The sequence below is a fragment of the Prevotella communis genome (assembly GCF_022024115.1).
GTDB classification, from domain to species: Bacteria; Bacteroidota; Bacteroidia; order Bacteroidales; family Bacteroidaceae; genus Prevotella; species Prevotella communis.
This window is the reverse complement of the sequence record NZ_CP091792.1, coordinates 917,600-930,014: the sequence shown is the minus strand read 5'-3', so window position 1 is coordinate 930,014 and position 12,415 is coordinate 917,600. Positions and strand designations below refer to the sequence as shown.

Genomic DNA, 12,415 nt, shown 5'->3' with positions numbered 1-12,415 from the left:
TGTTTAGTTAATAAAATATACTTTTCGGCTACAAAGATAATGAAAGTTCTCGAAATGCGGCATGACCCATCTCGAATCTTAGATTAATTTTAGATTGAAGACTATAGATTTGGACTATAGATTTGGACTACAGACTTTAGACTATAGACTTTAGACGGTTTTTGAGATTAGGCTTAAATCATGCTGATGTGACGAGGCATTCCAATAGCGACTTGCGGCTACAGGCATCTCGCCATGCAGGAAATTTCTTTGCCCAAAAGCCTTGGGTCATTGCCCTCTATACACGCGATAGTTTGCTATTGGTGCCACCGTCAACGGATGGCGAGTAGCAATGCGATAGGGCAGACCTATCTGGCGGAATTCGTCGAGAAAGGCTTCGAGATATGTATCATCTGCAAACCGCTGCATTAGGCTGATACAGAACGTGCCGCCCACGGCACTCATCTCAATGGTGAGAGCATACGGCGTATAGGCCTCTGTGTACATCTCGCTGACGTATTGTTCGGCAGCACCCAGATTAGCCTTGCCGACGTAACTGACACAGGTTGTGGCTGCTGATGTTGCGACACTGTAGGCTTTGGCCATTGCCTGATGGCGCCCCTCAAGGGTAGGAATCTTTTCGAACATGTCTTGCGTATGCTGAGTTTGCCAGAAATTCTCAATGACGTTGTCATCGTTCGACTGTAGGGCCACCATGCCTCGGAATATGGTCTGCTGCGTTTCAATATCCATCCCTCGCATCTCGTCGTTCAGGGTCAGGCGGAGCGATGATGCCAGTGATTGGCAGGCCTGCGGACAGCCCAAGGCAGGGCGCTGGTTGATGGCCAGTGCCACCATCGGCACACCTTCCGTCAAGTCGGGATGCAGACGGGCAATGGCACGGACGAGCAGCAGCGAAATGAGCGTAGCGGGCGATGTGTCGCCTGAGGTCACATACCTCATCATCTCTTGCTCTTCAACAAGGATGTTGACAGTTTCCACGTCCTCACTTACCGCCACCTTTGACTGTGTGGTCAGATTGATGCAGCGCAGACGTTCCGGAAGGGGTAGCGGGTTCAGTTGGTCGGGCTTAGCCAGTGCGGCAGGGTCTTCCCATTCCTCTGAACTAATAGTGTCACCTGACACACGAATGTTCGCCATGCCCCTTTCCAGTGTCGCGTCATAGCGACGGCGGGAATATTCATAGAGCAAGGTGCGTAGGATGTTATAGGCTCCAGTGCCGTCAGTCAGGCAGTGGAAGAAATCGATAGCGATGCAGTCGCCCCAGCAGCAGAAGGCCAGCAGATGGTTGTTCGACTCCGGGCCAATCAGTCTCACTGGTTTTTCCCCTTCGCTGACTACCCACGGCTCGCTGTTGTCTTCATACACAAAATATTCCGTGCCTTCAGCATCTTTCCTCATGCCGAGCTTCACTTGATAGTATGGATACCGCAGGCGCGTTGATTCTACAGCCTGACGCAACAAGTCGCCGTCAACGACATCTCGCATCTTCATCGTCATTCGTACCGTCCAACTCATCTGTTCTCCTGCCCATGTCAGGTAGAATCTTTCTGAAAGCAGTTTTTTCTCTTTATTAAAGTTCATAACTGTGACTAAAATTTTTACTAATGTGTAGTTTTCAAATATTGCAAATCGCCATACCTGTAACTGGCTGTGCAGCCACCGTCGATGAGGAGGTCGGCACCACTGATGAAACGTCCACGTGAGGACATGAGAAACTCAGCCAAGTCGCCTACTTCGTCGGGTGTACCGGCACGACGGGCTGGCATGCCTTCAAGCGTCTATGCAGCCCGTTTCGCATTCTCCTCACTATAATCTGCCAACACGATGTGCTTACCAGCCGACACACGACGGATGATGGCTTGTCCGATGCTACCAGCACCCACTAATACTGATACTTGTTTCATTTGTAAATCCCGATTTATCTGTTTTTGTACTATTCTCTATTACCTGCAACGATATACGTATGAAGTTATTATTTGAAAAGAGTCCTTATATCCATAGAAAGGAACTCTTCAGCGCTTATACCACCGTCACCCACTATAAATGCAGATTTAGGGCGGAACTTATCTCTAAACTTATCAAGTCCTTTCGTATTCTTTTCTGCATTACTCTTTACCTCGATGGCAACGACTGTTCCCTTCTTGCGAAGAATAAAATCAACCTCGCCGGCAAGTTCACGCCAATAGAACACTTCAATACGATGAACAAAAGACTGACTGACAATCCAAGCACCTATCCCCGATTCAAAGATGCGCCCCCACTCCTTGCGATCCATAATAGCCTGATTGAACGTATGAGGATTATACGCCATCTTTAGAGCATTGTTATATACCTGAAATTTGGGAATACTGGCTCGACGTCGGGCTGTATCGATACTATACTTTTGAAGTCCGCACAGCATACCACTCTCATCAAGCAGATTAATATAACCTGCCAGAGTAACGGTGTTTCCTGCATCTTGTAAAGAGCCAAGCATTTTGTTAAGAGAAAGTATCTCGCCAGAGTAAGAAGCACCAAGTTCAAAAGTCTGACGAAGAAGGGCCGGCTTACTGATAGGTGTATTCATCAAGATATCCTTATTGATGGTCGCATCAATGATTGCCGACTGTATATACTGCTCCCAGCGGTCAGCCTCATTTATCAGGCCCGCAGCACCAGGATAACCTCCAAAGAAAAGATACTGGTCGAGTGTAAAGCCAAAACACTCTTTCATTTCAGGATAGCTCCAATGAGTCATGCGTATTTCTTCGAAGCGCCCACCTAACGACTCAGAAAGTCCTTTTTCTAAAAGCACACGACTACTTCCAAGCAGCAACACTTTTATGTTGCGATCGTGTAAGGTATCATCATCCCACTCCTTCTTTACGACCTCACTCCAATTAGATATCTTCTGAATTTCATCGATAACAAGAATCATACTATCAAGGCCTTTGCTCTCCTTCAGACTACGAACAGCAGCCCAACAGTTAGACACCCAAGCAGTATTTGATGCTGGCACATTATCGGCAGAGAACTGCTGATAAGGCAAATCCAAATCTTGAAGCACCTGCTTAACAACAGTAGATTTACCCACTTGGCGCGGTCCCATAACAACCTGAATGAACTTTCTTGGCTCTTTTAGCCTACTTGTAATTATTTGATATTCAGACCTTTTGTACATAATTCAAATTTTACTCAGTGAAGTGAGTAATTTTACTCAGTGCAAAGATATAAATAAAAAGTAGTACCACCAAACATTTTACAAAAAAGATACAGTTTGTCTTGTTTTGTGACTTAAAAACAAGACAAATTCTAAGTACGGGGCATAAGTAACAAAAAAAAGAGCGCAACTCTCGAATGGAATTGCGCTCAAAGTATAATATAGAGTTTTGCTTACTCTTCTACTGCTGCCTGGGCGGCGGCTAACGGGAACTGATTATCAGCACTTTACGGCGAATCTGGGAAACATTTGGGAAACATTATGAGCATATACTGCACATTCTGCACCCGATTTCCTCAAAATATCCGACCATTTTTGCCACTTCGACTACTTTTCGATATTTTAATTGTTAAACACTATTGTTAGAACACAGATTGCATTACGACTTTTCAGCACGTTCTGCAAATTTTGCTTGCAAAATTAATGTTTTCTCATGACATTACGGTCGTTTTGCACGTTTTTCTTGCAGAATGTGTTTGTATTTAATATAAATTAAGGCATAAACCACATCCAGTTACCATATTCTTGTTTCGATTAAAAGAAAAATGGATGGAATTCAATGCCATAAGTTTAGGTTTAAGTTTAAATATGCTTATATATATAATAAGGTATAGTAAACCTGAAGCAGATGATTGTAGGTTTAATCTTTAAGTTTAGAGGTGCATGTATATATACATGAGTAAACGTAAACCTAAACTTTGCAGAATGAAACGACTTGATGTTTCCCAAAATTCACGTTTTTCTTTTAAAAGAGAATGAACCTTCTTATGCCCTCCCCTTCTAATCCTCTTCTCTTTTAACTGAGAAAAACTTTTGAAGTCACAGAAGACATTAACTTGATGCTCGTAAAAAGTTATCTTCCGTGATTTAGAAAGAAAACTCACAGATTTGCAGAAATTTTGCAAATTCACGAGTTTCCTTTTGAGATTTGGAAAGACAACCTTTCTTCATCTTTTTTTGACCGACATCGTCATTACAGATTAGGAATGATGATATGTGTTTACACTTCAAGACTTTTGCCTGGGTTGAAAAACTCATGCTCACCATGAAAGACATATCCCAATTGATTAGACACACACTTGGTATTGCCGATCTTGACATCCACATTGTAGTGAGAGTGTCCATATATCCAGTAATCGATACCACTATCCTTGATATAGTCTTCCAGTTCAACCGTAAAGGCTCCGTTGGCTTGGCTATCGGCAAACTTGGGACATTGCATCTGGAAGGATGGCACGTGGTGGGTTACAACAATCTTTCTTCTGGCTCTACTGTTTGAAATGGCATCCTTCAGGAATGCCAAGCACCTTTCGTGTTCGCCATTGAAGTCCGCAAACGTCAGAAGTTCGCCATTGAAGATGATACGTCGGAAGTCGCTTACCACTTGTTCAGTATAATATGACTCCTTCAGAGGAATCTTGGCCCACAATGTTGTTATGATGAAGTCAATGTCCCCTATGTGTACGACAGCATTATAATAGCTGTGGACATTCGGACGTATTTCAAGGCAATAGCCATCGTTAAGCTTGGCGATGTCGTAGAACTTATAGAACTCATGATTGCCCATACAAACAATCACCTGACGGTAGTTCTCCGAAGCCCAGTCCCAGAATGGATGCTTACTATAGTTCTCATCTCCCAAGTAGCAAATGTCACCAGCCAGGACGAGAACGTCCCCTGTTACTTGCAGGGGATTCTCCTTCAGATATCTCCAGTTGTCGGCAAACTCTAGATGGAGGTCAGAGGCATATTGTATCTTCATTGCTGTTCTGTGGCAAATAATCCGTCCAATTGTTCCAGCAAGGCTTCGACGAATGATGTATCCTGGTCAAGAGCCTTGGAAAGTGGTTCAGAAAGAGTATTCCATTCTTTCTTGATTGAAGAGACAAACTCCCTTATGCAAGTTACTATCGGTTCTGGAGCAGTAATTTGACTATCTTCTATGATGACCACGTTCTTCAGCACATCAGAACGATGCTTCTTGATGTCTTTGCTGTTGACATGCTTTCCGTTTGCCTTGTCTTGCAGAAGATTGAGGTATGCTCGTGACTTCAGAGCTATGAGCGCAGCAGAGTCTGCATGGCGTAGTCCATTGGTCAGTTTGCTGTGCTCGATTGTGAAGTGGTAGAAATCATCGTCCATGATGATTGCACTCAGACTGGATGTGTCCTCGCTGGTGGGAATTGGTTCAATGGTCAGCCCCTTCGGTTCGCCGAGGATGTCAGGGTGCCGTGACAGCAGTTCAATCATTTCGGGATAGTCAGGTTTGCCATTGACAAAGCGGTACAGTTCGTACTTCGGAGTTTCGCCCTCTTCCTGTTTGCGTCTCTCAGGACGATACCCACCTTCACGCACGAATTGCCAGAAATGCTCAGCAAAGTCGGTTGTCATCTTTTCAACGATGACTATCATGTCGATATCATGCGTGGCACGAGGGCGAACAGCCGTGCCGGTCATGGCAATGTCACAAGCCGTGCCACCGATGATGACGTAGTTCTCAGAGTAGGCTTCAAAAGCTTCACGGAATTTATCTAACCCTTCCATGCTGTTTCATTTATTAAACGTTCAACTTCACCTTCCACCCGCGGATCTGCATCCTCACGTAGAGAAATGGCCAATGATAACCTGTCCACCCATTCGGCTTTTTCACCATTATTAATTACCGGTGGGTATTTCCAGGCTTCGATGAGAATGTTGCCATCATACTGATTGGGGCGTACTATGACACCTGATACCATGAAGTCTCTAACTTGTTTGGCAGTCATCATGATTATCCTTTCGGGATCAGGATTGAGCATTGTGTAATGTGCCAGGGCATTGATGCCACATATCACAAAATGGTCTTCAGTCAATAGTTCATCGCAGTAGATGCGCTCTTCAACGGGATTAATCAGGAGTGGTTGAGCTTGATCCCATAGATCCCTCCCCTTCTTATGGAAGTAGATGACCTTTCGTTTTGAGCCTTCTGATTCTTTCCGGCACAGCCCTAAGTCTTCAAGGCAAGTAATGCCAAGTGTAATGCTTGCGTATGAATAAGGAATCCTATCCTCTATGTCTCGTGCTGCCAATCCATCTATGCTTTCTATCTGCAGATGATAGAGCAGCAGGTATTGGGCTACCGGTGTCATATTTTTCGCCTGTTTTGTTTTGCGTATGCGCTCATTGGCCAGAAGCATTGGCAAATGAACGTATTTGTCAGAGATGACGAAATAAACGTCTTTGTCAATAAGCCTCTGTCGTTCGTATGCAGGACATGCAGGCAACAAAAAGACTACAGGAAGCTGGAATAATGAAGTAAGATTGCTTGCCGTGACAGACAAGATGCGAGGTGCAGCAACTTTACCTTTGGGTTCAGCGAAAAGCAATGGCATACCATGAAACTCTCCATCGTAGAACTTGTACGATAGCGAGTCTCCGATGGTGACACCTTTCATCTGCGCCTTGCTTCGTTCTTGCAGCTGTATAGGTCTGCCCAATATGAAGACATCTTTCGTTTTAACCATTCTGCTTCATTTTATATACCATTAAAACGATGCAAAAGTATTAAAATAATCTGATATAACCAAAGGTTTTCCTGATTTTCTTGATTTTAGCAATAAAGTTTGAATACTTAATGCCTCAATTGGCAGATATACAGTTCAAAAAAGTGTTTCACTTTGCACTTTCGTTCAAGTAGGTAACTATTATTTGGTAAACCTCTTTACCCTTACATCCCATATACAAATGAAAGTAGCGACGCTATAGAATTAACGCCGCCACTTTTTTTCCCAGATTTATACAGAACGTCTATCTGTCCCAAATGCTGCTGCCACCGCCCTGGTCACTGATGTCCAGTTCATCTTCAGGATCATCCCAGCCACTTGATTGCAGACCTCTTACATCACCACTACCAGCCAGAAGCCGTGTCATGTGCTGTAACTCAATTGCCGTCATAGAGGGCTTTATATATTCTTTTTTCATATCGCTTACTTGACAAGTATTTTTTTACCTTTATTGATATACATTCCGCGTTGTGTCGGTTTTCCGCTCAGGCGCACACCGTCCAACGAATACCATACATCATCCTTCACTTCATTAGAATTTGCAGAAACTTCAGGAATGCCTGTTGTTTCTTCACCGTCAAAGCTTAATGCAAACGCACGTGCCTTAGCTCCAGCGTGTCCATTGATGTACGGCACTGAGAAGTAGGCACGACATGAGCGAATCTGGCGGTCAACTGTTGAGTAGTACAATGTGTTTGCGTCACCCAAGAATAGGATGCTCTTGTCATCAGCTGTAACGCCGACTGGAGAATACGTACCTACCATCTGTACTGTCTCCAGTCCAACTGTCTTACTCTCCACAATCTGAGCCGTTGAGTTGCTTACGGTCACGCCCTCGAATACAGGACTTACGATATCATAGACAGAAGGGTTGTTGTCGTAGTCTGCAGCCTTATCCCATTTTACCAGATATGGCACTCCTGCCTCAATCTCTGTCGCTTTCTTGAACCACAGATACAGCGTTCCATCTTCCACATCGAAGCCGTTCTTCTCTGTCACGTCCATAGTCATCAGTGTAGCACCAGCAAAGTCCGCATTGGCAGCAATCTGCTCAGCATTCAACGAGAATGGCAGGCACAGCGTGTTCCATTTGCCGTCCTTGTAGAGCGTGCGGCCGCTGAGAGTTACCTCATATACCTTACCGCTTCCTGCTGCTGTGGTGATGGCATCTCCATTGTCGCCTGCGTTAGCCAGCTCCAGCGCGTTCTTCGTCCACTCTGCCGTCAGCGTCAGGTCGCTTGTCACGACTGTATTGAAGTCATACGCATCTTCACCATTGTTCCAATGCACAAAGGTGTAGCCCTCGCGAGTTGTTGCTGGCTCTGTGGCTTTCATGCCGTGGGCAACTGTCTGGTTGTCCACATCGCTACCACCGTTCTCATCGAAAGTCACGGTGTACTTGTCAGGCCGTGCATAGAAGGAATTTATTCCTTGCAGGTTGATGGTACCGCTGTACTTGGTGTTGTAGTCGGTGTAGGAGTGGAACTGCTTACCATCCTCAATTTTCACCGTACCCTCGCTGCCGCCATCGAAGATAATCTTGTCATCTGGATACTTATATCCGAAAGTGATGGTGCCGTCGGTCGTGCGGAAAGCTCGTCCGCTATGGTTGAAATATTCCCTCGACTCCACTTGACCGCTCTCAACAACGATGCTGCCGCACGAACCGCCTTCGTCGCAACCTATCACATCGCAACTTCTGTCATATTGGCTTATGCTTTTTACAGTTAGGTGTACAGTCTCTGTACTCTCGTCAGCTACGCGGATGGTAAGTGTCTTGCCGACAGGTCCAACCTTAATCGTTGCCTTGCCCGAATTGCGTTCGGGTCGGTCTCCTATCCATATCTCGTTTGCTACCTCATTGGGAATCAACTCGACGATTGCGTCACCCTCACACGCGATAGCGTTCTTGTCTGCTAAATCCAGTCTGACGTCCGTTCCGCCTGCCAGTCTCAGTGTGTTTCCGTCAGGGATGACCAGTGGCAGAGCACCGTCATTCACGTAAGTCCATTTGTTGTTGCATCCTATCTGGATGCCGTTGCCCTGCTTGATGTAGATAGGCTCATTGATAGTGCCCGACAATATGGCGTCAGCCGACAGATACGCCTTGGCTGTCACTGTCACATTCTCGCCTGGCATCGTGAACGTGTACGTGTTATCCCCGTTGTCCGTAATGCCGTTGCCCACGCTCATGTTTGTTGTCGCACCCGTCACGGTCAGTCCTTCCAGCACCACCGACCCTGCTTCCAGATTGCCTTGCAGATAGGGCATAAACGTTATCGTGATAACGTCGCCCACGCCCAGATACTCTTCGGCGTTATAGTCCACTGCGCCCGAACCGGTAATGTCCGTGGTGATAGTGTGTTTGTATAGTGAGGGGTTTGATGACTTGAACGTAGCGCCAACCGTCACCTCCTCGTAAGGCATCAAGAACGTGTAGGTGTACTCGTCCACCTTGGTAATGCCGTTACCGATGCTCATGTCAGTGGTTGCGCCCGTCACGGTCAGCGTGTTCACCAGTTCGTGCGACCTTGGTGTGAAGGTAATGGTTATCTCCTCGTCATTCGCAGCATTGGTCTTGTTCAGGCTGATTTGACGAATGTTATTGTTGATGCTATTCTCAGTGTTGACTTTAAAGTCCGTTGTCAGCGCGTAGTTTGTGCCGTCGATGGTGACGGTAACGCTAGCAGTGTAGTTTCCTGCCGTCGTCGGTGCCGCAGAGCCGAGATTGTCACCGCTGATGTTGTTCACGTACGTAATATCAGTAGCCGTAGCGTTGAGTCCCGTCAGTGCGTTGAATGCTGTCAAATTGAGTGTGGCAGAGTAAGTACTGTAAGGACGATAGTAAGTGTCAACTGGCGGTGTAAGCGTCAACGTGGCCTGATAATTTGCATCGGCAAGCGAGCAGTCCAGCTCGTCGCTGTGGCCGCAGGTAGCGGTCAGCGTATTTCCGACAGCATTGAACGTGAAGTTGTGCGAGTGTACTGGCGCAGCACTGGGCTCATAAGTGATGACCAAATCGCAGCCGCTATTTGGTCTAAAATTGGATTCTGCGCCTAACTTAATAGTGAGATTATTCGTACTCAATACACCTGTGGTGCTTGTGAAGGTGACACTACCTTCCTCGCTCGTTTCTGTCACAGCATCGGCATTGCCGTATTTCATACCGTCAATCCCCATGGAGTAGGTGTCCTTGAAAGCAGTGGAGAGACCTCTGCGTATGTTGGTAAATTCGACTTGCTTTATTTTGCCGTTGATGTGAGATGTCTTGATTTGTGCGTCTTCTGTTACATGGGACGTTGAATTGTTACTTACCCTACCATCACTGGCAATCTTGACATCGGGTCCAATAGGTACTATGATATCTTGGATGTTGCCGTCAATGTTTGCTTTGATAACGCCCTTCGTACCAGTGATGAGCCGATAGGTTACGGTTACGTCGTCTGTTGCCCATGCCGTCTGCGCCATCATGAGCATCGCAGCGAGGGTGAGGACGAAATTGATTTTCTGTCTTAACTTTCTCATTTTCTTTTTAATTGTTTATGTTTAATGGTTTAACTTTATTTGTATCGGTGGGGTACAAAAACACAGCGGCTTGCCCTGCGTTCGTGCAGAGCAAGCCGTATATCGCCATTGCGCGCCGACACACGTGTCGTCGCTCAATGTTTTTTTAGCCTCTATAGAAGTATAATGAGTGAGTGAGTGAGTGAGTGAGTGAGTGAGTGAGTGAGTTAACGAATTATTTGGAATCACCAAACAATTCGCGTTAAACAATGTTATCACTTCAATCCTTCTCATGCCTAAATTCTCAAAAAAACGCTACAAAGTTACACTTTTTCTTTCAATTATTGTTCATTTCCATCGACAAATTGACAAAAAGCGGTCGAATTCCTGACATTTTGCTATCTTTGTACACCAAAATTGTAACCATCAGCCACACACTATCACCATTTTCATAGTTCCTCAGTAGTCCGTATAGGCCGACACTCGCAGCTCTTTCTTACTGCAATATTCTCTGATACAATTGAGTCTGCTTCTTGTCCATATTAGTAATCCTTATCTGTACCTTGATTGGACGTTCGACATCCTCAGGGAAGGCCGAAAGGAGTGTCGTTATAACCTGTTCGACGTTTGTAAATCCAGAGTCCTCAATTACAAATATGCATTCACCGCTGATGAACGCCTCTCCGCGGATAAGATTGTACTTCGACATTCTCTCAAATGATCTGCCGGGATCTTCACGATTATCTATTTCCTCGTTACTGAAGAAAAGATAGTCAATGACTTTCTCATTCAACTCCCATGCCGGCGAGTAGTCTATCTTTGTATATACTCTTGCCATTTTGTATGTTGAGTGATTGAGAGCAAAGTCAACATCACCAAGCGATGCACCGCATCCGTTCTGTGCTATAGTTGCCCATGAATGGCGAAACGAATACAGGCTGGCATGGAAGTCTGACGAGACTTTCTTGCAGATTTGGCTGATGCCTGCATTTACATTGGCATTGAATGAGTCTGATGTGCTTAGACGGTCTTGAAAGTCAAATAGCCAGGGAGATTCCACGTTTTTGGACAAGTACTTCTCGAAAGTGGGCTTTATAAATTGTGGCACCATTATCTCAAAGTATGCGTTATCGGAACGGGATTTACTTGTCTTTCTTCTGTTATAGTGGAAAATGCCATCGTGATATTGGTCCTTTTTCGCAAAGAACAAATCAACGCTGTTGATGCCACACATACAGAAGCTTATCAGCGCAATATCCTGTCCAAGTTCCTGGAGCGGATGCGTGAATCTACTGAAGTCGGGAACAACGGCGAAGAACCTGCGAAGCATATTGGGGCTTATTGCTCTCTTGTTTGGTGTATCTTCCTTGGGTATTGTAATCTTGGGCCAAGGGTTTGTGATTAACTGAATACCTCTTTCCTCATCGTTATATTCCAACATGGCAGCTTTGTGAATCTGTCTGATGTTGATTGGGTATTTGTTTTTAGACCTTGCCGTCTGGGAAAGAGAGTATATCCATCTAGAAAGGAATGAGTATGTCAATTGTGAAAACATGACCTCATTACCACCTGCAAATTTCTCCAAGCTATAAAGTGCCCACTTATAGTCGCGTGAAGTCCTTTCCTGGCCTCTGGCTTTCATCTTCTCTATATGCTTACGAGCGTAGTCTGAGAACGAGATGCCATCCTTACCTTTCTGAATATAGTCCACAATTTCCTTGACCGTCCAGTCTTGTGTGTCAATCCTATTCAGAGTGTTGTAGTATTGATCAATCAATTTAGAGGTTTGTTGAATAACGTAAGGATCAAGAATATCCTTTTTGTTCCGACTCAACCCCTTATCGTTAACCATCCATGATGTTCTCAGATAAGAGACTTTACGATTGTGGGCAAAACGTATGTATACGACATACATTCCATCTTTTCTCTTTGATTTTACCGTAGCTTTTAATGTTGCCATATTAAGTTTATATTATATGATTACACGCAATAGTGCGCATTCATATAATATAATTCAGACTCTAGAAGACATTCTCTATTTAACAACAAATTTGGTATATTGTTACCTATTGACACATAGAAGAGAATAACCAGCAAAGGTACATCTGGTACATATCAGCATTATAATATTGGTTTCAAAAAATGTACTCAGATTTTTGGTAAACAG

Annotated in this window: 9 protein-coding genes and 1 pseudogene; all 10 read right to left on the bottom strand. The window is 44.9% G+C overall.

What is annotated here, in order from left to right:
- Positions 1 to 267: 267 nt before the first annotated feature.
- Complete coding sequence (locus tag L6468_RS03580) at positions 268 to 1,584, bottom strand: hypothetical protein (RefSeq protein ID WP_237795352.1); 1,317 nt, start codon at positions 1,582 to 1,584, stop codon at positions 268 to 270.
- 20 nt (positions 1,585 to 1,604) lie between these two features.
- A pseudogene (locus L6468_RS03575) lies at positions 1,605 to 1,766 on the bottom strand (SDR family oxidoreductase); the annotation flags it as partial.
- A gap of 15 nt (positions 1,767 to 1,781) precedes the next feature.
- A complete protein-coding gene (locus L6468_RS14670; protein ID WP_255779411.1) occupies positions 1,782 to 1,907 on the bottom strand; it encodes a hypothetical protein in 126 nt (41 codons plus the stop codon).
- A gap of 68 nt (positions 1,908 to 1,975) precedes the next feature.
- The gene (locus tag L6468_RS03570) at positions 1,976 to 3,163 is read right to left on the bottom strand and encodes an ATP-binding protein (protein WP_237795343.1); all 1,188 of its coding nucleotides are present in this window, start codon (positions 3,161 to 3,163) and stop codon (positions 1,976 to 1,978) included.
- Positions 3,164 to 4,202: 1,039 nt separating this feature from the next.
- A complete protein-coding gene (locus L6468_RS03565; RefSeq protein ID WP_237795342.1) occupies positions 4,203 to 4,964 on the bottom strand; it encodes a metallophosphoesterase in 762 nt (253 codons plus the stop codon).
- A complete protein-coding gene (locus L6468_RS03560) occupies positions 4,961 to 5,746 on the bottom strand; it encodes a hypothetical protein (RefSeq protein ID WP_237795333.1) in 786 nt (261 codons plus the stop codon). The genes L6468_RS03565 and L6468_RS03560 overlap by 4 nt, the downstream gene beginning before the upstream one ends.
- Positions 5,734 to 6,705 carry a helix-turn-helix domain-containing protein gene (locus tag L6468_RS03555; protein ID WP_237795332.1) on the bottom strand — a complete coding sequence of 324 codons (972 nt, stop codon included), beginning with the start codon at positions 6,703 to 6,705 and terminating at the stop codon, positions 5,734 to 5,736. Before L6468_RS03555 ends, L6468_RS03560 begins: the two co-directional genes overlap by 13 nt.
- Positions 6,706 to 6,988: 283 nt before the next feature.
- Entirely contained in the window at positions 6,989 to 7,162 is a 174-nt protein-coding gene (locus L6468_RS03550) for a hypothetical protein (RefSeq protein WP_237795330.1), read from the bottom strand.
- A 5-nt stretch (positions 7,163 to 7,167) separates the two neighbouring features.
- Positions 7,168 to 10,269, bottom strand: coding sequence for an InlB B-repeat-containing protein (locus L6468_RS03545; RefSeq protein WP_237795328.1), 3,102 nt, complete (start codon positions 10,267 to 10,269; stop codon positions 7,168 to 7,170).
- Between the two features lie 475 nt (positions 10,270 to 10,744).
- Positions 10,745 to 12,208, bottom strand: coding sequence for a tyrosine-type recombinase/integrase (locus L6468_RS03540; protein WP_237795325.1), 1,464 nt, complete (start codon positions 12,206 to 12,208; stop codon positions 10,745 to 10,747).
- Positions 12,209 to 12,415: the final 207 nt, after the last annotated feature.

Bases quoted from the DNA above. Each gene is read 5' to 3' on its own strand.
- L6468_RS03580 (WP_237795352.1), bottom strand. From the start codon at position 1,584: ATGAACTTTAATAAAGAGAAAAAACTGCTTTCAGAAAGATTCTACCTG.
- L6468_RS14670 (WP_255779411.1), bottom strand. From the start codon at position 1,907: ATGAAACAAGTATCAGTATTAGTGGGTGCTGGTAGCATCGGACAAGCC.
- L6468_RS03570 (WP_237795343.1), bottom strand. From the start codon at position 3,163: ATGTACAAAAGGTCTGAATATCAAATAATTACAAGTAGGCTAAAAGAG.
- L6468_RS03565 (WP_237795342.1), bottom strand. From the start codon at position 4,964: ATGAAGATACAATATGCCTCTGACCTCCATCTAGAGTTTGCCGACAAC.
- L6468_RS03560 (WP_237795333.1), bottom strand. From the start codon at position 5,746: ATGGAAGGGTTAGATAAATTCCGTGAAGCTTTTGAAGCCTACTCTGAG.
- L6468_RS03555 (WP_237795332.1), bottom strand. From the start codon at position 6,705: ATGGTTAAAACGAAAGATGTCTTCATATTGGGCAGACCTATACAGCTG.
- L6468_RS03550 (WP_237795330.1), bottom strand. From the start codon at position 7,162: ATGAAAAAAGAATATATAAAGCCCTCTATGACGGCAATTGAGTTACAG.
- L6468_RS03545 (WP_237795328.1), bottom strand. From the start codon at position 10,269: ATGAGAAAGTTAAGACAGAAAATCAATTTCGTCCTCACCCTCGCTGCG.
- L6468_RS03540 (WP_237795325.1), bottom strand. From the start codon at position 12,208: ATGGCAACATTAAAAGCTACGGTAAAATCAAAGAGAAAAGATGGAATG.